This is a genomic window from Bacillus sp. VA15, assembly GCF_055721145.1.
This window is the reverse complement of record NZ_JBVQPQ010000010.1, coordinates 32026-52755: the sequence shown is the minus strand read 5'-3', so window position 1 is coordinate 52755 and position 20730 is coordinate 32026. Positions and strand designations below refer to the sequence as shown.

The window sequence follows — 20730 nt, the reverse complement described above, 5'->3', positions numbered from 1 at the left end:
TGTCCCTCCTTATTAGAGCGGTTTTCCCGTTTTGATATTTAATCCGTAGCCATATGGATAAAGGATGTCTCCCGGTTTCGTGACTGACGGAATGTCAACTGGAAGTGTGCCTTTAGGTTTTGCCTGGCCGAATATCGCCATAACTCCGGCGGGAATATTTGGTTGTAGATAACGGCCATTCGCGTATCCTTTAAAGCCATAGACAGCAATGAGTGCCTTAGCTTCTTCAAAATTGGCGGCATCATATGGGTTGCGAAGGCTCATTAAGACAAATGGTTTGTTGTGCTGCAGTGCGGCTTTCATCACAGCTCTCGGAAATACGGTGGCCCACTTGCTTGAATCTGATATGGTATCGTCGATGACACCGTCGTTGACGACAGGGTCATTTTTCACGACATAGGAGCCGGTAATGATATAATCAGCCTCTTTTACTTGTTTTTCATGCTCGGCATTAAATACTTGGTTGGCAAAATTCATTTTGCTGAGGGACACGGGTTTGATTTTCTTTCGCTTGACGAGATCGCGAATGGTTTGTTCAATTGAAGCAGTTTGTTCTTCGTAGGGCGCGACAATTAAGATTCGGCTGTCTTTTTTAGGCTTGAACGGCAAGGTGTGCTGTTCATTTTTTAATACCGTCACTGCTTTTTCAGCTATTTTTTTCTCCGCTTTCAGGTGACGCTTGCTTCCTACGATTTTCTGGGCTTTGGCTATTTTTTCTTTTATGCTGTCGTCGTTTCGATCTGGATACATACCGCGTTTTATTTTCAGGGAAATGATTCTTTCAACCGATTTGTTGATTTGATGTTCAGGAATGTCTCCGTTTTTCACTGCTTCTTTTAAAGCTTGAATAACACGTGCGTATTTCTGTTCTTCTTTCAGAGAAGTAACTGAGGCAGGCATTAATGCAATATCGACACCGGCTTTTATAGCCATGACTACAGCCTCTTCCTGGCCGAAATGATCTGCGATTGCTTTCATATTGAGAGCGTCAGTAATGATGACGCCATTAAAGCCCATTTCCTGACGAAGAAGACCTGTCATCACTTTTTTCGAGAGTGTAGCCGGCACCAGAATGTCCGATCCATCGAGTTTGCTTTTGTATGTGGTGTCGTCAAAGGCAGGAAATTGAACGTGTGCTGTCATCACCATATCAGCACCGTCATCGATTGCTCTTTGAAAAGGATAGAGCTCGACCTCACGAAGCCGTTCTTGGCTATGGGAAACAAGCGGCAATCCGTAATGGCTGTCAACGTCAGTGTCTCCATGTCCCGGGAAATGTTTGAGGGCAGAGGCGATATCTTGCCGCTGCAAACCCTTCATCGTATATAAACCGAGTCGTGCTGTCAGTTCTCGATTAGAGCTGAATGACCGTACGCCGATTACCGGATTATCAGGATTATTATTAATGTCCATTACAGGGCTAAAATCTGTATTAATGCCTAAGGCAGAGAGCTCCTTTCCAATAAGGGTGCCGGTCTGATAGGCATTGATTCTGCTTCTGGCTGCGCCTAGCGCCATATTCCCTGGGAAATTAGTGCCCTCCCCTAATCTCGTTACGATGCCGCCTTCCTGATCAATACTCAGCATGAGCGGGATTTTAGGGCTCGCCTTTTGGTAAGCGTCTGTCAGCTGTACAGTTTGCCTCGTTGTTTTTACATTTTCTGCAAAAAGGATGACGCCGCCGAATTGATACTTCTTGATAAGGCCGGCGACTTCCTCATTCATTTCTGTAAGGGCTTGCGGAGAGGACTCGCCTTCCTTTTGCCAATTTCTGAAATCTGGCATCAGCATCTGGCCGAGTTTTTCATCTAACGTCATGTGATTGACAATCTGCTTGGCGTCGGCTGAGCCGCTGGATGAAGCGGCTTTTGTCTGACTGGTGCCAAAAAAACATGAAAGAAAGAGAACGGCTGAAAGGATAAGCGGAAATACAGGTTTCATATAAACTTCCTCCTATCGTCGAATCATTCATTCCATCGCTTCATAGATCGCGGTAATGACGCTCCCATAACTGCCTGTTGGAAATTGATCCCCCTCAAACACATTTGGATTTTCCTCTGGATCAGCAACTGGTGAATGCTTTTTGTTTGTTAATAAGGCAATGCCTAAATTGTATGTTGGATCAATGATAGTAACTGTCCCTGTCCAGCCGGTATGTCCGTAAGCATTTTCGCTGGCATAAGGGCCAAACATCCATTCCATGCTTTTACTTCCGTTTCGACGCCAGCCAAGAGCGAATGTCGGATCTGTTGCTGAAGGTGCTGTAAATAGGTCGGTTGTTTTCTGATCAAATAAAGAAACGTTTCGGTATGATCCTTTGTTTAACATGACCTGCAGCAGAATGGCCATATCATCTGCATTTGAGAACAATCCGGCATGGCCAGACACGCCATCCATTGAGTAAAACGCTTTTTCGTCATGCACTTCTCCTTGCAGCGTGTTTGTACGGATGCTAGGGAAATGAATAACGCCGTCCCGTGTATTGCCCATACGTTCAGTAGCTGCGAACTGCTTTGGTTTAAAGCCTTTTTGCAGCGGATTGTACAAGGTATGCTTCAGCTTCAACGGCTTGTAGAGCTCTTGCTCCGCGTAGACATCAAGCGGTTTGCCTGTGAGTTTTTCGACAATACAGCCGAGGAGCATATATCCAATGTCACTGTATACGTGTTTTGTTCCTGTTTGATAATCGAGCGGAATTTTCGTTAAATATTCAATCGTTTTGTCCCGCTCCTGAGAATAGTACATCCCGGCTTTTTCCGGCGTGTAAAAGTAAAAGCTTGAGGGGAGTCCTGATTGGTGCTGGAGGACATCAATGACTCGAATCTTGTCTTTTCCTTTAATAAGGTCTCCCGGCTGATCCTTGAAATCTGGCAAATATGCAGAAACCTTTTCATGAACATCGAGTTTTCCTTGGCTGACTAAGCGCTGCAATGCAAAATTAGTTGCGTACATTTTTGTATTTGAGGCCAAGTCAAACATCGTGCGGGTTTTCATTTTTGCCGGACGGCTCAGCAGTTCTGATCCTTCGTACTTTTTACTGTAGCCGTATGCTTCTTTTTTTATGATGCGGCCATCCTTCACGACGACAAGAACGGCGCCTGGAAATCCTGCTGCAATATCCCGTTCTATCATCTGATCAACCTTCCTTAGTTTCTTCGACGAGAATTGTGCAGTTTCTGCATTTATGGTTTTCGGCTCAACCAAGTTGTCTGCTGTTTGCGCGAAGGTTTCATTTGGCGTCAATATAGATAGGGTGAAAATGGCACTGAATAAGAACAGTATCTTTGTTTTCACTGGCTTGCTCCTTTCCGTGCTTCTATCCGTTTACTATCCCTGAAACAGAAACCATTTAATCGAACTGAGAAGCCATTTCTTCTTTATATCCGAATGCATAGGTCAATAAAAAGCCGGCCGCATAGGAAATAAAGAGTCCGATAATATATAGGATGATTTGCGAAGACAGGACGAGAAAGGAAAGCGGCAGCCCGGAAACACCAATGGCAATGGTGGCTACCTGAAAATAAGCTTGAAAGGCGCCGCCGATTCCAGCACCTAAGCACGCTGTTAAAAACGGACGGCCAAGTGGCAGCGTGACTCCGAAAATAAGCGGTTCACCAATACCAAGCAGCCCCGACGGAAGCCCACCGGCGATTGCTTTCCTCAATGTTGATTTTTTTGTTTTCACAAAGATGGCAAAGGCGGCGCCTACCTGTCCCGCGCCTCCCATAGCCAAAATAGGAAGCAGAGGATCATTGCCGATTGAATTGATCAGTTCCATGTGCACAGGCGTCAAGCCTTGATGCAGTCCGGTCACGACGAGAGGTAGGAAGGTAGCGCCCAGAATAAAGCCTGCAGCGATGCCGCCGATGTCCAGGATGGACAGAAGGCCGGATGTAATAGCATCAGAAATGAAGCCGCCTAAAGGCATAAATATGACATACGTTACGATTCCGGTGATTAACAGTGAAACGGTTGGGGTGACAATGATATCAAGTGATTGAGGAATAAAACGGCGGATAAATTGTTCGGTGTAAGCAATGAATATGGCTGCGAAAAGAACTCCGATCAGACCTCCCCTGCCCGGAAGAAGCTGTTCTCCGAATAAACTGATCTTTGCGATCTCCGGATTCATAATCAAGATCCCCGCCAGAGCTCCAAGAGCGGGTGTCCCGCCAAATTCTTTCGATGCATTAATGCCGACGAGAATGCCGAGATAAGTGAACAATCCTGATCCAATGACTGTCAGGATAACAGCGGTTTGTGATTCTGCAGAGAGCCAGCCGGCTTGAATGATTGCTTTGGTAATCCCAGTGATTAAACCGGAAGCGACGAGTGCGGGAATAAGAGGGATAAAGATGCTGGCAATTTTACGTAAGAAAAGTTTAAAAGGAGTGGCGTTTTTTCGGTTTATGTCGGCTTTCTTTTTGGCCGCAGCTTCTTTGACGTCGACACCTTCTTCTGCTGACACGAGCTTTGAGAAAGCGGCTGTGACATGGTTGACGACTCCTGTGCCGAGGATGATTTGTATGGTTTCAGCTTCGACGACCCCCAATACGCCGTCAAGCTCTCTTAAAGCCTGAGCATCTGCTTTGCTTTCATCGTAAGGCGTAATACGCAGGCGTGTCATGCAATGCGTATACGAGGAAATATTGGATTTTCCTCCGCATAGTTCAAGGATTTTCTTTGCGAGATGATCGTAGTTATTTTCTTTGCTCATCAAAACCCCTCCTCTTCCAGATGCCTTATTTTTTTCTCATAGATTGTATGGCTGCTCTCGTTTTATCGATATAGCCGGTTGTTTCTTCATACTGCTCAGCCGCCATGCCTAAAAACAAAACATCAATCATAAAAAGCTGGGCGAGGCGGGAGGAAGTGGCTGCACTTCGAATCAGGGCTTCGTTGGAGTGCGCTGTGTACAACGGGACATCAGCCAGCGCGGAGACGGATGTCTGGCTGAATTGTGTCAGACTGATCGTTGTGATGCCTTTTTCCTTAGCCATCGTGAGCAGTTCAATGATTTCCTGCGTCTCTCCCGAAAACGAAATAGCGAATACGATGTCATCCTTATCTGCATTTGCGATTAATGATGCCACAAGATGAGTGTCTGTGAACGCGGTTGCTTGTTTATGAATGCGAAGCCACTTTTGCTGGGCGTCCTTGGCGACAATGCCGGAAGCCCCGACCCCGATAAAATGCACGGTTTGAGCTTTGAGAAGCAGAGAAACCGCTCGTTCAAGCTCTTTGTAGTCCATCAGGTCTGAAGTATCCTGAATGGCTTGAATGGCATTGCCGGCCGCTTTTTCAGAAATGGAGGACAGCGGTTCGTGAGGCGCAATGTCCCGATAGCCTTGTACAGCTGGCTTTGCCAGATCGCCTGCCACTCTCATTTTTAAATCTTGAAATCCCTTTAGTCCGAGTGATTTGCAGAGCCTGATGACGGCAGCGTCACTTGAATTGGCTAAGGCACTGATTTCACTGACAGTGCTTTCTATAGCTTTGTGGGGATGAGTTAGGATGTAATCTGCAAGTTTACGCTCGGATGGAGGGAGCTTGTGCTTCATTGATTGGATGATCGCTAAACCGCCTGTTGCCATTCTTGGTCTCTCCTTATCTTGAATGGTAATTTTCGATTGCTTTGTCTATAAAACCGTTTGTTTCATCAAGCAATGTTTTAGCTTGTTCCTGATCTGTGCTTGTTTTGAGCATGACGATTGCTGTTTTGACGTGATGATTGGCTTGTTCCAGAGTGTGTCTGGCTGTGTCGTATGAAGCGTTTGTGAGGCTTTGGATAATGCTGATGGCTCGTTCTTTTAGTTTTTTGTTGCTGACATTGACGTCTACCATCAAGTTTTCGTAAACCTTGCCGATTTTGACCATGACTGTCGTGGATATCATGTTTAGAATCATTTTATGAGCAGTTGCGGCTTTCATACGTGTTGATCCTGTAATGGCCTCAGGTCCGACGACAACCTCGATGCTGTGATCCGCCTCCTTGCTGATGGCGGAATTTTCATTACAGGTAAGGGCGATGGTGTGGGCTCCGACTTTACGGGCGTATGTTAGGGCGCCTGCGGCATAAGGTGTACGGCCGCTTGCTGCGATGGCAATGACGGTGTCGTTTGAAGTGAGTTGTATGTTTTTTAAATCTTCGGCTCCTGCTTTTTCACTGTCTTCAATGCCCTCTGCTGCCTGCAAAAATGCTTTAGGTCCGCCAGCCATGATTCCGATAACCTGATCTGGGCTTACGCTGTAGGTGGGAGGACATTCAACAGCATCCATGACACCGAGTCTGCCGCTTGTACCGGCGCCTGTGTATATAAGCCGGCCTCCATTTTGAAACGAGTCGTAGGCGCAGTCTACAGCTGTTTTGATATCGGGGAGAACCTGCTGAACGGCGGCTGCGACTTTCAAATCTTCGTTGTTGATCATTTTGAGGATGCCGAGTGTGTTTGCTTTGTGGATTTCAGCTGTTTGGCTATTGCGTGATTCCGTTGTAAGACGGTGAAGGTTTAATGATTTTGACATGAGGAGGCCCCCTGTTTAAAAATAATATATCCCAATATTCAGTATATTCATTTCTGTTATGATATTTCAACTATGTTTTAAAATTTTTGAAATTTTATTTCACCCAAGACTATAAGAAGTAATGAAGGATCAGCTGCTCTCCAAGCGGTCCGATTCTTCGCCGTCCTTTATCAAGGAACCCGCTTTTCATATAAAGGTGCTTTGCGCGTGTGTTGAGATGATTGACGGCCAAAATAATTTCATCGCACCATGGAAAATAACCGCTCACAAAAGAGGGAAGCTGAAGCATTGCTTTTTTTGCATAGCCTTTTCCGTGATGCACTGCGTGTAAGGACAGGGAGCTGAGCAGTAAAGCAAATGGATTGTTAGAATACGGAGCAAGCGTTTCTTTTGATGTATGTAAAATGAAAAAACCGACTGGCAAATCGTCTTTTAAGATGACAACCGGATACCGGTCCCGTATGCTCAGGGCCTGAGTCAGCACCTCTTTGGGGAGAGAGGTAAAGCGTTTGTCATCGTTTTTTAGCGTAAATGATTGGAGCTCCGGCAAATGTTCAGGCTTATAGAAGGATAAAGAAATGTCTTGAGTCATGTGGTTGCCCTCCTTACAATATGTCGTCTAACTGGTTTTCCGAAATGACATGGTAGCCCGCTCGTTTTAACAGTGCGGCGGTCACTCCGCTGCCGGCGATTTTTTGGCCGGAGAAAGTGCCGTTATAGATAAAACTGCTTCCGCACGACGGACTGTTTTCTTTTAATATGACGGCAGAGGCATTGATTTCTTTTGCGTAAGCTAATGTTTTAGCGGCGCCTTCCATATATAATTCTGTTACATCTTCTCCTGAAGCTGTCACGATTTTTGCGGTTCCATTGAGAACATCCTCGCCGGTGCCTCCGATGATTTCTGCAGGTTCACGAGGAGTTGAAAAGCCGCCGAGAAGCTCAGGACAAGCCATGACTGCTTCATTTTCATAGATGAGTTTTCTGATTTTCTCTGATGCGGCGTGAGAGCCGTTATATCTGCATTCAATGCCGCCAAGGCAAGAGCTGACTAGTATCATATTGGTTTCTCCTCTCTTGATTCGCTTGTCTCTATCATAAAAGAAATGATAAATGTTGGGAGGCTTTTTCAGTTAAAAAAGGAGTTAAAAAGTTTGAAAATAAAAAATTTAATTTTTCTCTTTACAAAGGGGGTGTAACCTGTATATAATAACTTTTGTCAGCTCGACGAGAACACAAACGGCCCGTTGGTCAAGCGGTTAAGACACCGCCCTTTCACGGCGGTAACACGGGTTCGAATCCCGTACGGGTCACCATTTGGAGGATTAGCTCAGCTGGGAGAGCATCTGCCTTACAAGCAGAGGGTCGGCGGTTCGAGCCCGTCATCCTCCACCATCTTGCCGGTGTAGCTCAATTGGTAGAGCAACTGACTTGTAATCAGTAGGTTGGGGGTTCAAGTCCTCTTGCCGGCACTCTTTTCTTACATTAATATGGAGGGGTAGCGAAGTGGCTAAACGCGGCGGACTGTAAATCCGCTCCCTCAGGGTTCGGCAGTTCGAATCTGCCCCCCTCCACCATTATTGGGCTATAGCCAAGCGGTAAGGCAACGGACTTTGACTCCGTCATGCGTTGGTTCGAATCCAGCTAGCCCAGTCACAGACACCTTTGACCAAAAGGTGTCTTTTTTTCTTTTTAAAATCATTCCAACTTCTAACTGTTCAGTCTGTATAATAATTTTAAAAATATGTTAAGGTAGTTTATTCACGAATTACCATCTACACCCTGCCAAAAATTTGATAAACTTATTTTATAAAAAAATTGAAACCTTTTGAAACGAAGCTCGTATACATACAGACCGGTGAAGGCAGAGGTTAGATAAATATGGAAATGATGATTAAAAAGAGAATTAAACAAGTCAAAAAAGGCGACCAAGATGCATTTGCGGACATCGTAGATATTTACAAGGATAAAATTTATCAGCTTTGCTACCGTATGCTTGGCAATGTGCATGAGGCAGAGGATATTGCACAGGAGGCTTTCATCAGAGCGTACGTTAATATCGACAGTTTTGATATTAACCGGAAATTTTCAACTTGGCTTTATCGAATCGCGACCAATTTGACTATTGACCGCATTCGCAAAAAGAAGCCGGATTATTACCTCGATGCAGAGGTGGCTGGTACGGAAGGCTTGACCATGTATTCACAAATCGCCGCAGATGGGGTTTTGCCTGAAGATGCAGTTGTGTCGCTGGAGCTCTCAAACACGATTCAGCAGAAAATTTTAAAGCTTCCTGACAAATACAGAACAGTTATCGTATTAAAGTATATTGACGAACTCTCATTAATTGAAATCGGCGAGATTCTGAACATTCCTGTGGGGACTGTGAAAACGCGGATTCACAGAGGCAGAGAGGCTCTCAGAAAACAATTAAGGGATCTTTAAGTGGGGTGATGAAATGAGCTGTCCTGAACAAATTGTGCAGCTTATGCATATGCATCTTGATGGAGATATCCTTCCAAAAGATGAACACGTATTAAATGAACATCTGGAGACATGCGAGAAATGCAGAAAGCATTTTTATGAGATGGAAAAATCTATAGCGCTCGTCCGGAGCACATCGCATGTCGAAGCCCCCGCGGATTTTACCGCTAATGTCATGGCAAAATTGCCTAAGGAGAAGAAAAGAGCTTCTGTGAAAAGATGGTTCAGAACCCATCCCGTTATCGCAGCTGCTGCGGTATTCATCATTTTGATGGGCGGAGGATTTTTTAACAGCTGGCATAATGACCAAAATTTCAGTGTGTCCAAGCAACCGAATCTTGTGGTGCATAACCACACTGTGATCGTGCCAGAAGGTGAGACGGTCAAAGGCGATGTGACTGTCAAAAACGGCAAGCTGATCATTAAAGGCAAAATAGACGGGGATGTAACTGTCGTAAACGGCGAAAAGTATATGGCCTCTGCTGGACAAGTCACCGGTCAGATTGAAGAAATCAATCAATTATTCGATTGGACATGGTACAAGATGAAGTCTGCGGGGAAAAGTGTAGTCAATGCATTAAATCCGAAAGGAAAAGAGTAAAGCGCGTCAGTCGCTTTGCTCTTTTTTTACGGGCTGAGAGGGCTGGCACATTTCACTTGCCAAATCGAAATGTGGTATAATGGGCTCGCTATGTAAAGTACATATGCGTAACACGTACAACACAAAATACGAAATGACTGAAATCTTGGAGGACGAGGAAATGGCTTTTGAGGATATCCCTTTTTTGCAGTACCTCGGCAATGCCGTTGATATTCTCCTTGTTTGGTATGTGATATATAAATTGATTATGGTGATACGCGGCACGAAAGCGGTTCAGCTGTTAAAAGGAATTGTAGTGATCGTGCTTGTTCGTATGGCCAGCCAATATTTGGGCCTCAGCACGCTTCAATGGCTGATGGACCAAGCGATAACATGGGGATTTTTAGCAATTATTATTATTTTTCAGCCTGAGCTGAGAAGAGCGCTTGAACAGCTTGGCCGCGGCCGCTTTTTTTCAAGGAGCGGCACGCCTGTGGAGGAAGCGCAGCAGAAAACAATTGAGGCCATCACAAAAGCAATCAATTATATGGCGAAACGCCGTATAGGCGCCCTGCTGACCATTGAGCGGGATACCGGTATGGGAGATTATATTGAGACTGGCATACCTTTGAATGCCAAAGTCAGCTCTGAGCTGTTGATCAATATTTTTATTCCAAACACTCCGCTTCATGATGGTGCAGTGATTATGAAGAATAATGAAATAGCCGCGGCCGCCTGTTATCTGCCGCTTTCAGAAAGCCCGTTTATTTCAAAAGAACTGGGGACGCGGCATAGAGCGGCTGTCGGCATCAGTGAAGTAACAGACAGTTTGACGATTATTGTGTCTGAAGAGACCGGCGGCGTCAGTGTGGCGAAGAACGGAGACCTTCACAGAGAGCTGACGGAAGAAGCGCTGAAAGAAATGCTTGAAGCCGAGTTTAAGAAAAACACCAGAGACACTTCTTCTAATCGCTGGTATTGGAGGGGCAAGAAAAATGGATAAATTCTTAAACAACCGCTGGGCTGTGAAAATTATTGCTCTGCTTTTCGCGCTCTTGCTTTATGTGGCGGTTAACAGCAATCAAGCACCGACTCCGAAAAAACCGGGTGAATCTTTCTTTCCGACATCAACAACTGATGAAGCAACACTGACCGATATTCCGGTCAAAGCGTATTATGATGATGAAAATTACGTCGTGACAGGTGTTCCGCAAACGGTTAATGTCACGATAAAAGGCTCGACAAGCGCCGTGAAAAAGGCTAGACAGACCAAGAACTTTGAAATATATGCCGACATGGAAAATTTAAAAACCGGCACACATAAGGTGGAGCTAAAGGCCAAAAACGTGTCAGACGGGCTGACAATCTCAATCAACCCGTCTGTTACGACAGTGACCATTCAAGAACGGACGACCAAAAGCTTTCCTGTAGAAGTGGAGTACTACAATAAAAGCAAGATGAAAAAAGGCTATTCTCCGGAGCAGCCGATTGTCAGTCCGAAAAATGTGCAGATTACCGGATCTAAAAATGTGATTGATAATATTTCTCTTGTAAAAGCTTCAGTGAATTTGGAAAACGCAGATGAAACGATTGAAAAGGAAGCGAAAGTGACTGTCTATGATAAAGACGGAAACGCGCTTCCTGTCGACGTAGAGCCTTCGGTCATCAAGATTACCGTTCCGGTAACAAGCCCGAGTAAAAAAGTGCCCTTTAAAATTGAACGGACAGGAAGCCTTCCTGACGGTGTCAGCATAGCGAACATTGAATCAAGTCCCAGTGAGGTAACGGTTTACGGCTCACAGGATGTGTTGGATTCTCTTGAATTTATTGACGGCGTCAGCTTAGATTTAAGCAAAATTAACAAGGATTCCGATATCGAGGCAGATATTCCGCTTCCTGACGGCGTCAAAAAAATCTCGCCGTCAAAGGTGACTTTGCATATAGAAGTAGATAGTGAAGCGGATCAGAAGTTTGAGAATGTCTCTATTAAGACTGTAGGGCTGAGCAGCTCGCAAAACATTGAATTTCTAGATCCTGAATCGCAAGCGATAGACGTGACGGCTAAAGGCTCTCCCGCCAATATAAAAAAACTGGAGAAATCAGATATTGAATTGTATGTGAATGTTTCAGATTTAGATGACGGGGAGCATAGCGTGAAGCTTGAAGTCAACGGGCCTCAGAATGTAACCTGGTCCTTGGGGCAGAAAAACGCCAAAATCAAGCTGACATCTAAAAAAAGCAATACATCAACTAATGACAACAGCAGCAATACATCAGGAAACCAGGATGACACAGATAAGCAAACGAATGATCAAAAGAACAACCAGCAAGAAGATACAACGAACACTGATAAAAACAGCAATGATCAAAAACAAGACGAAAATAAAGATCAAAACCAAGATCAGGATGAGGACGAATCCACTGCGGATTCGCAATCCTCATCAGAATAAAAAAGGAGCGATTATAAAATGGGCAAGTATTTTGGAACAGACGGTGTAAGAGGTGTCGCCAATAGTGAGCTTACACCTGAGCTGGCCTTCAAAGTCGGACGCTTCGGCGGATATGTGCTGACAAAAGACAAACAACGTCCGAAAGTGTTGATAGGCCGCGATACACGCATCTCCGGTCATATGCTGGAGGGAGCCCTTGTCGCCGGACTTTTATCCATTGGCGCAGAAGTCATGCGTCTGGGTGTCATTTCTACACCTGGTGTATCTTATTTAACAAAAGCGATGGATGCAGAGGCAGGCGTCATGATTTCTGCTTCTCACAACCCAGTGCAGGATAACGGCATCAAGTTCTTCGGGGGAGACGGCTTTAAGCTTTCTGACGAACAGGAGGCTGAAATTGAGCGCCTGATGGACGAACCGGAGGATAAGCTGCCAAGGCCAGTCGGAGCCGATCTTGGGCTTGTAAACGACTATTTTGAAGGCGGGCAAAAATATCTGCAATTCTTAAAACAGACTGCTGATGAAGATTTCACAGGCATTCATGTGGCACTTGACTGCGCACATGGTGCAACGTCGTCCTTGGCGACACACCTGTTTGCTGATTTAGATGCAGATGTTTCAACAATGGGGACTTCGCCGAATGGATTAAACATTAATGACGGCGTCGGATCGACTCATCCTGAAGCGCTCAGCGCGTTTGTCAAAGAGAAAAATGCCGATCTCGGCCTTGCGTTCGACGGTGATGGCGACCGCCTGATTGCTGTCGATGAAAAAGGAAATATCGTTGACGGCGACCAAATCATGTACATATGCTCAAAACACCTGAAATCAGAAGGCCGTTTAAAGGATGATACAGTGGTTTCGACTGTAATGAGCAACCTCGGCTTCTATAAGGCGCTCGAAAAAGAAGGCATCAAAAGCGTACAGACGGCTGTCGGTGACCGTTACGTAGTAGAAGCGATGAAAAAAGACGGCTACAATGTCGGCGGTGAGCAGTCAGGACATCTTATTTTCCTTGATTACAACACGACAGGGGACGGATTATTGTCTGCTATTATGCTGATGAACACTTTGAAAGCAACAGGCAAGCCGCTGTCAGAGCTTGCAGCTGAAATGCAGAAGTTCCCGCAGCTGTTAGTCAATGTGAGAGTAACTGATAAATATAAAGTCGAAGAAAACGAAAAAGTAAAAGCTGTTATTTCTGAAGTTGAAAAAGAAATGAACGGAGACGGCCGGATTTTGGTCCGCCCTTCAGGCACTGAACCGCTAGTCCGTGTTATGGCTGAAGCGAAGACGAAAGAGCTGTGCGATGAGTATGTCAATCGCATTGTTGAAGTCGTCCGGTCAGAAATGGGATTAGAGTAACGAAGTCTATGATCAGAGAGCGAACAAGACGAGCAAGATTTACATATGATAATTGTGAGACATACGGCAAAGTTGTTTAAAAAACAATTGACCGTTTATGCCACATGCTGTAAAATCAAGCTTGTCTTGTTCTTATTTTCTCTACAGGAAAGAAGACGGGATTATTGCTTCACCTATAATTATAGCGCCCGAACTAAGCGCCCGAAAAAAGGCTTAGTTGACGAGGATGGAGGTTATCGAATTTTCGGCGGATGCCTCCCGGCTGAGTGTACAGATCACAGCCGTAAGGATTTCTTCAAACCAAGGGGGTGACTCCTTGAACAAAGAGAAATCACATGATCTTCCAAAAACATGTAGGAGGGGACGATTGAAAGTCCCCTTGAAATTTGACTTTCTTCGTCTCCTTTTACAATCTTAGGAGGAAGAAAAATATGTGTGGAATCGTAGGTTATATCGGTCAGCTTGATGCGAAGGAAATTTTACTGAAAGGGTTAGAAAAGCTTGAGTACCGCGGCTATGATTCTGCTGGTATCGCTGTTGCCAACGAACAGGGAATTCATGTGTTCAAAGAAAAAGGACGCATTGCGGATCTTCGTGAAGTTGTGGATACCAATATAGAAGCGAAAGCTGGAATTGGCCATACTCGCTGGGCAACACACGGCGAACCAAGCTATCTAAACGCTCACCCGCATCAAAGCGCACTTGGCCGCTTTACACTTGTTCATAACGGCGTGATCGAGAACTATGTTCAGCTGAAACAAGAGTATTTACAAGATGTAGAGCTCAAAAGTGACACCGATACAGAGGTAGTTGTTCAAGTAATCGAGCAATTTGTCAACGGAGGTCTTGATACAGAAGAAGCGTTCCGCAAAACACTTACACTGTTAAAAGGCTCTTATGCAATTGCTTTATTCGACAACGAAAACAGAGAAACGATTTTTGTAGCGAAAAACAAAAGCCCTCTATTAGTCGGTCTTGGAGATAAATTCAACGTCGTAGCATCTGATGCGATGGCAATGCTTCAAGTAACCAACGAATACGTAGAGCTGATGGATAAAGAAATGGTCATCGTCACTGATGATCAAGTTGTCATCAAAAACCTTGATGGTGACGTGATTTCACGTGCTTCTTATATTGCTGAGCTGGATGCCAGCGATATCGAAAAAGGTACGTACCCTCACTACATGTTGAAAGAAACGGATGAGCAGCCTGTTGTGATGCGCAAAATCATCCAAACGTATCAAGACGAAAACGGCAAGCTGTCTGTGCCTGGCGATATCGCTGCCGCTGTAGCGGAAGCGGACCGCATCTATATCATTGGCTGCGGAACAAGCTACCATGCAGGACTTGTCGGTAAACAATATATTGAAATGTGGGCAAACGTGCCGGTTGAAGTGCATGTAGCGAGTGAATTCTCTTACAACATGCCGCTTCTGTCTAAGAAACCGCTCTTCATTTTCCTTTCTCAAAGCGGAGAAACAGCAGACAGCCGCGCGGTTCTTGTTCAAGTCAAAGCGCTTGGACACAAAGCACTGACAATCACAAACGTACCGGGATCAACGCTTTCTCGTGAAGCTGACTACACATTGCTGCTTCATGCAGGCCCTGAAATTGCTGTTGCGTCAACGAAAGCATACACTGCACAAATTGCGGTTCTTGCGGTTCTAGCATCTGTAGCTGCTGACAAAAACGGCATTGATATCGGATTTGACCTCGTCAAAGAACTCGGTATCGCTGCGAACGCAATGGAAGCCCTTTGTGACCAGAAAGACGAAATGGAAATGATCGCCCGTGAATACCTGACTGTATCCAGAAATGCTTTCTTCATTGGACGCGGCCTTGACTACTTCGTATGTGTCGAAGGCGCACTGAAGCTGAAAGAGATTTCTTACATCCAGGCAGAAGGCTTTGCCGGCGGAGAACTGAAGCACGGCACGATTGCCTTGATCGAACAAGGTACACCAGTATTCGCACTGGCAACACAAGAGCACGTAAACTTAAGCATCCGCGGAAACGTCAAGGAAGTTGCCGCTCGCGGAGCAAACACATGCATCATCTCACTGAAAGGCCTAGATGATGCGGATGACAGATTCGTACTGCCGGAAGTAAACCCAGCGCTTGCTCCGTTGGTATCTGTTGTTCCATTGCAGCTGATCGCTTACTATGCTGCACTGCATCGCGGCTGTGATGTAGATAAACCGCGTAACCTTGCGAAGAGTGTTACTGTAGAGTAAGTTGTTTAACCCCTTTGGTTATTTTAGCCAAAGGGGTTTTTATTTTAGAGGTGATTTTTTGTACGGATCTCATTTATCAAAGATGAGGACAGGCGCCTTATAATGGTGCAGCAACGAGACATTTATCAACGTCAAGATTCATAAAAATGATGTATCGTGCGTGTCTTCTTTTTTCACAAGCAAATATGTGGGTTCAGTTAAGACATCGATGCAAGAATTACCTTCTTATGTAATTTCTCTAGCTAACAAAAATGTAGTAGATCAAGAGAAACAGTATAAGAAGAGACTGGTGATTGATAAGTTCCGATAAAAAAGGTTTTAAAGGAAGTGACATCTACGGGGAGTTTGGGCAAATTGTAAGCGGTGAATATTGTCATATTAAAGATAGATCGTCAAACTCCATATTCCAACATCAAATTATACTCCACTGAATTAGAAAATGAGTTTTTGTTGACAATGTTTAAAATTTAGCATATCTTATACTTAACTTAATAATCGGTTCAGATGTTTATTTTCGTTTGTTAAATTATTAGGTCTTTAGCATTCTTTCAACTACTCTTGACAGGATGAAAAAGTATCCTAATTTAAATGAAAGAGAAACATAAGTCGATTCGTTTGATAATCAGGCACTATATTAAAATGTAACGATGATTTCATTCTTTTAGAAGGAAGTTAAAACATAGCATAAAGTAAAATGACCAATAATAAGGTAGCTCTTCAAAAAACTTCGCAGAAGTTAGTTGAAGTGAAGCCGACAATTTTCAAGATTCAATGATCTAAAATCATCATTGAAATTTTGAAGTTGTCGGTTTTTTTGTTGGGAAAAAATAGAGATACTTAAAATTTGTATTAAATTATAGAAAAATAGGATCTGGTTTAAAGGTCTTTTGAGCAATAACGACATTTAAAAAGGGAGAATTTGAAATGTTAGTTTCACTGAATTTGTCATCATTGTTAACATTATTTTTTATTATGCTGATTGCTTCTGGGATAAGTGGACTAGTGTTTTTACATCCACGCGTACCCTTGAGTTTTGTTCGCATTCATATTGGGATCTTGGCTTTACCACTTTTGGTTTCCTTAGTGATTCTTGCCAATAGGAGTGTGAATGGAAATATTGGCCCTTGGCACTTAGATTCCTTAGCTTGGTTAATGACTTTCTTTGTTTTGGCAATTGGTCTCATCATTCAGCGTTTTTCTGTACGGTACTTAATGGGTGATCGATCTTATCGCAAATATTTTACGCTTTTTACTTTCACTACAGGTGCTGCTTCACTTGCATGGTTAAGTGGTGATCTCCGCTTGATGGTTATATTTTGGGGAGCAACTCTTGCCGGTTTAACCTTACTTATAAGATTAAACAGTGCTTGGCAAGTGGCTAGTGAAGCAGCCAAGGTTTCCGGCCGATTATTTTTGTTAAGTTGGTTTTCTTTGTTTTTGGCGATGATGTGGCTTTTTTATGCCACAGGTCAATGGCAGTTATCATTGGTTTTAACAAATGAAAGTTTAGCTGAGCTGGGGGAATGGAAGAGAACAGGGATTCAGCTATTGATTGTATTAGCAGTAATCATTCCCGCAGCTCAATGGCCATTCCAGAGATGGTTAATTGAGTCTATTGTTGCTCCAACTCCTGTTTCTGCGATTATGCACGCAGGTTTAGTAAATGCAGGCGGGATTATACTAGCTCGATTTTCACCTCTATTTAATGGTGGTATAGCTTCGATTATTTTACTTCTGCTTGCTAGCATCTCTGTATTGATTGGAACTGGTATTAGTTTAGTCCAGGTTGACTATAAACGCCAGTTAGTAGGCTCCACGATTGGACAAATGGGGTTTATGCTCATTCAGTGTGCATTAGGAGCCTATACAGCAGCCATTATTCATCTTATTTTACATGGTTTATTCAAAGCTACGTTGTTTTTACAAGCTGGTTCAGCAGTAGGGCGTCATGAAGGATTGGCTCGTGCTAATAAAGGAACATCCTATTTATGGATCATGGCTGGTTGGATTTTATCCTTAGTTATAGGTGTTGCTTTTTGGCTCGTTGCTCCTGGAGAAGGGTATCAATTAATTAGTGCGCTAATTTTAGGGTGGTCATTGTCCGTTTCTTGGACTCAGCTCGTAGCTTTTGGTGAGGGAAGAATTGGCCGAATTGCTGGCTTAACATTTTTAGGAGGAGCAGCCTTTGTATATTTTATCATTCATAACCTCTTCTATAAGTGGCTGCATACAACCGTTTTTCAAAGTGTTCAACCTCCAATGCCAGCTGTCATTATTGTCGTATGTCTCTTGCTATTTGGTAGTGCTTTAGGTACGTGGGTTGCTCGTCATCGTTCTTCCGTTTTTTTCGCGGTACTCTATCTTTGGTTAGTTCGATTAGGTGAAGCAAAACCAAAGTCAGTAGAGAGTCACCCAGACTACCTTAAACAATATATATCATAAGGAGCTAATCTGAGATGGGCATTACATCCGTATTAACGAAAGAAAATGTAAAAAAGAAAGATACAGATATTGATGTTCAAGAAAGTGATCTTAACGTTTTCATTGAATCTGCCAGCCGAGTGATTGCACCACTTTGGCCTATTTCTACATTTGCTGCACGTAATCCGTGGATGGGACTTGAAAACCAACCTTTTGATCAGGTTGCAAGTTGGTTGAAACATACTCGTGATGTTGATATATACCCTAGTGCGTCTATGATCCGTTCAGCAAAGAATAAAGGTGAGATAGATGAAGATTTTGTAAAAATGGGGCTGCAGCGTTGGCTTGATTCACATTCCTTTAACATCCCGCGGGACGTGGCAGAACGATTTTGTCATGCTGGATTAACATTAGATCCGCTTCCTTCCACCCTTTTATCATCACATCAGCTGGAGAAATTGGTGAATGAATGTAGTGGACTGAAGACGGATCATATCGAGAATTTTTTTATGCAACCAATAAGTTCGTATATAGAGAATCAAGACGGAGAAAGGTTAGTTAATATACTTGATCATCATGTTATCAAGTGGTGTAAATTATATCTGGATGACTCTCAAGCAGGTTGGACAATGCCTAATCGTGAGGAAGGTTTTTATCGTGCCTGGCAGCATCTCATTCAATATGATCCAGCACTTAGTAAAAAGCAGCGTAAAAGGTTAAAAGGTTGGCCACAAGAGGCGCATTTGGCTTTACAAGAAGCCTTATTCGCACTAGAAATCCCAGAATCAAAAATCCAGACTTATCTTGAAGGTCATTTACTTTCCTTACCTGGATGGGCAGGGATGATGCTTTGGCGCTCCCAACAATCGAGCCATGAACATGCACTCCTAACAGAATATTTAGCGGTTCGAATATCCATGGAGTGGGCTCTTATAAATCCATATTTACCTTTGAATAATCAACGGTCTGAGAAAAAAATGTCGATTACTCCCCTTTTAGCAGCTTGGATTCATTGGGGGGGCCTTACATTAGAGGAATGGTCACAGATGTCGGCCAATGAACAAAACGAATATTTATCATTTGCCTATAGTTTTGATGAGAAACTTCGCAGGAAACTTTGGCTAGAAGCTTGGGAACAAACACACACAGATCGATTAAGTCAAAAGATCGTCTCGAAACAACGTGAAACCAACGGTAAAAAATCTGCATTAGCTCAATTAGCATTCTGCATCGATGTACGATCAGAACCTTTTCGTCGTCAACTAGAAAAAGAAGGCCCGTTTGAAACGATTGGTATTGCTGGTTTCTTCGGGGTGCCGATTGCAACTTGTGAACTTGGCAGTAAACATAGTCATGCCTCCTTGCCGGTCATACAAAAACCACAAAATAAAATAAAAGAGTTCGTAGATGACGAGGTACTCGAAAAATACAACCAACGCAAGCAAGCAGTTCATTCCGTAAGCCATACATTTAAAACGATGAAACAAAATGTACTTACGAGCTTGCTTCTACCTGAGTTAAGTGGACCTTGGCTTAGTCTGCAAATGGTAGCACGCAGCTTTGTACCAAGAAAAACGGATCGTTTCATTCGTCATCTCCGTGAGACTTGGTTACGTAAACCTGATACAAAACTCTCGCTTCATCATGATTATGACACAGAGGCAAAAATACCTGTGGGTTTTACTGAAGAAGAAAAAGTGAACTATGCTCGGCAAGCACTAAAAATGATGGGATTAACAGAGAATTTTGCACCCTTAGTCGTGATTTGCGGGCATGGTAGTCAAAGTACCAATAATCCTTATGCTGCGGCTCTTGATTGTGGTGCCTGCGGTGGAGCGGCCGGTGGATTCAATGCAAGAGTTTTAGCTGCTTTATGTAATCTTTCAGAGGTAAGAGAAGCTCTTTTAACTGAAGGAATTAAAATCCCTGAAGATACGGTTTTTGCTGCCGCTGAACATAATACAACGGTGGATGAATTACATTGGCTTTATGTACCAGAACTTTCCGAAACTGCACAGGAAGCATTTGACCGTATCGAAGCTATTATGCCGAAAGTGAGGCATAACGTAAATGCAGAACGTCTAGCCCAATTACCGAATTTCCAATCGAAACTTAAAAATCCGAAGGCAGAGGCACACCGATTTGCGGGAGATTGGAGTGAGATACGTCCGGAATGGGGATTGGCTCGTAATGCCGCTTTTATTATCGGCCAACGTGAACTAACTAAGGATTGTGATTTGGAAGGTAGAGCCTTTCTTCATAATTATGATTGGAAGCAGGATGAAAGCGGTGAACTCCTAGCAAATATTATTGCAGGGCCTGGAACTGTGGCCCAGTGGATTAATTTACAATATTACGCATCAACGGTAGCACCTCATTATTATGGCAGCGGAAATAAAGCAACTCAAACCGTTACTGCAGGTCTCGGAGTTATGCAAGGGAATGCAAGTGACTTGTTAGCAGGACTGCCTTGGCAATCCGTCATGCAATCAGACCATGAGGCTTATCATTCTCCTCTACGTTTGTTGATCGTCATCCAAGCACCTAGAGAACATGTAGAACGATTATTAAATAAAGACTCAGTATTTCTGCAAAAAGTTCAAAATGGATGGGTTCGACTGGCTAGTGTTGATCCAGAAGGACATTGGGAAAACTGGTAACTGCTAAAATG

General features: G+C 43.8%; 15 protein-coding genes and 5 tRNA genes. 13 read left to right on the top strand and 7 right to left on the bottom strand.

Going from position 1 to position 20730, the window contains the following annotated elements; all coding sequences use genetic code 11:
- Positions 1 to 12: 12 nt before the first annotated feature.
- The 7 genes from AC0DBE_RS19940 to AC0DBE_RS19910 all read right to left on the bottom strand — a co-directional run bounded on the left by AC0DBE_RS19940 (position 13) and on the right by AC0DBE_RS19910 (position 7586).
- The gene (locus AC0DBE_RS19940) at positions 13 to 1941 is read right to left on the bottom strand and encodes a glycoside hydrolase family 3 protein (protein ID WP_014112441.1); all 1929 of its coding nucleotides are present in this window, start codon (positions 1939 to 1941) and stop codon (positions 13 to 15) included.
- A 27-nt stretch (positions 1942 to 1968) separates the two neighbouring features.
- Positions 1969 to 3294 carry an N-acetylmuramoyl-L-alanine amidase gene (gene amiE, locus AC0DBE_RS19935; protein ID WP_014112442.1) on the bottom strand — a complete coding sequence of 442 codons (1326 nt, stop codon included), beginning with the start codon at positions 3292 to 3294 and terminating at the stop codon, positions 1969 to 1971.
- A 55-nt stretch (positions 3295 to 3349) separates the two neighbouring features.
- Entirely contained in the window at positions 3350 to 4717 is a 1368-nt protein-coding gene (locus tag AC0DBE_RS19930; RefSeq protein ID WP_014112443.1) for a PTS transporter subunit EIIC, read from the bottom strand.
- A 25-nt stretch (positions 4718 to 4742) separates the two neighbouring features.
- Positions 4743 to 5594: a MurR/RpiR family transcriptional regulator gene (locus tag AC0DBE_RS19925; RefSeq protein WP_014112444.1), complete on the bottom strand. Its 852-nt coding sequence runs from the start codon at positions 5592 to 5594 to the stop codon at positions 4743 to 4745.
- Between the two features lie 13 nt (positions 5595 to 5607).
- Positions 5608 to 6525 carry an N-acetylmuramic acid 6-phosphate etherase gene (gene murQ / locus AC0DBE_RS19920; RefSeq protein ID WP_114151478.1) on the bottom strand — a complete coding sequence of 306 codons (918 nt, stop codon included), beginning with the start codon at positions 6523 to 6525 and terminating at the stop codon, positions 5608 to 5610.
- A gap of 109 nt (positions 6526 to 6634) precedes the next feature.
- Entirely contained in the window at positions 6635 to 7117 is a 483-nt protein-coding gene (locus AC0DBE_RS19915; RefSeq protein WP_003223640.1) for a GNAT family N-acetyltransferase, read from the bottom strand.
- 13 nt (positions 7118 to 7130) lie between these two features.
- A complete protein-coding gene (locus AC0DBE_RS19910; RefSeq protein WP_472963494.1) occupies positions 7131 to 7586 on the bottom strand; it encodes a 2-thiouracil desulfurase family protein in 456 nt (151 codons plus the stop codon).
- A gap of 180 nt (positions 7587 to 7766) precedes the next feature.
- On the opposite strand from AC0DBE_RS19910, the gene AC0DBE_RS19905 reads away from it, so the two are divergent.
- The 13 genes from AC0DBE_RS19905 to AC0DBE_RS19845 all read left to right on the top strand — a co-directional run bounded on the left by AC0DBE_RS19905 (position 7767) and on the right by AC0DBE_RS19845 (position 20719).
- A tRNA-Glu gene (locus tag AC0DBE_RS19905) sits at positions 7767 to 7841 on the top strand.
- 3 nt (positions 7842 to 7844) lie between these two features.
- A tRNA-Val gene (locus tag AC0DBE_RS19900) sits at positions 7845 to 7920 on the top strand.
- A 4-nt stretch (positions 7921 to 7924) separates the two neighbouring features.
- Positions 7925 to 7997 (top strand) — tRNA-Thr (locus tag AC0DBE_RS19895).
- A gap of 20 nt (positions 7998 to 8017) precedes the next feature.
- Positions 8018 to 8102 (top strand) — tRNA-Tyr (locus AC0DBE_RS19890).
- 4 nt (positions 8103 to 8106) lie between these two features.
- Positions 8107 to 8178: transfer RNA gene (locus tag AC0DBE_RS19885), tRNA-Gln, on the top strand.
- A gap of 228 nt (positions 8179 to 8406) precedes the next feature.
- Positions 8407 to 8970 carry an RNA polymerase sigma factor SigW gene (gene sigW / locus AC0DBE_RS19880; protein WP_003223646.1) on the top strand — a complete coding sequence of 188 codons (564 nt, stop codon included), beginning with the start codon at positions 8407 to 8409 and terminating at the stop codon, positions 8968 to 8970.
- 13 nt (positions 8971 to 8983) lie between these two features.
- On the top strand, positions 8984 to 9610 hold the full coding sequence (rsiW, locus tag AC0DBE_RS19875; protein WP_014112447.1) for an anti-sigma-W factor RsiW: 627 nt from the start codon (positions 8984 to 8986) through the stop codon (positions 9608 to 9610).
- Positions 9611 to 9770: 160 nt separating this feature from the next.
- Positions 9771 to 10592, top strand: coding sequence for a diadenylate cyclase CdaA (gene cdaA, locus AC0DBE_RS19870; RefSeq protein ID WP_003223651.1), 822 nt, complete (start codon positions 9771 to 9773; stop codon positions 10590 to 10592).
- Positions 10585 to 12039 carry a CdaA regulatory protein CdaR gene (gene cdaR, locus AC0DBE_RS19865; protein WP_072565650.1) on the top strand — a complete coding sequence of 485 codons (1455 nt, stop codon included), beginning with the start codon at positions 10585 to 10587 and terminating at the stop codon, positions 12037 to 12039. Before cdaA ends, cdaR begins: the two co-directional genes overlap by 8 nt.
- Positions 12040 to 12057: 18 nt before the next feature.
- Positions 12058 to 13404, top strand: coding sequence for a phosphoglucosamine mutase (gene glmM / locus AC0DBE_RS19860; protein WP_014112449.1), 1347 nt, complete (start codon positions 12058 to 12060; stop codon positions 13402 to 13404).
- A gap of 431 nt (positions 13405 to 13835) precedes the next feature.
- Entirely contained in the window at positions 13836 to 15638 is a 1803-nt protein-coding gene (gene glmS, locus AC0DBE_RS19855) for a glutamine--fructose-6-phosphate transaminase (isomerizing) (RefSeq protein WP_472963487.1), read from the top strand.
- 924 nt (positions 15639 to 16562) lie between these two features.
- On the top strand, positions 16563 to 18080 hold the full coding sequence (locus AC0DBE_RS19850) for an NADH dehydrogenase subunit 5 (protein ID WP_472963484.1): 1518 nt from the start codon (positions 16563 to 16565) through the stop codon (positions 18078 to 18080).
- Positions 18081 to 18094: 14 nt separating this feature from the next.
- The gene (locus AC0DBE_RS19845; protein WP_472963482.1) at positions 18095 to 20719 is read left to right on the top strand and encodes a DUF2309 domain-containing protein; all 2625 of its coding nucleotides are present in this window, start codon (positions 18095 to 18097) and stop codon (positions 20717 to 20719) included.
- Positions 20720 to 20730: the final 11 nt, after the last annotated feature.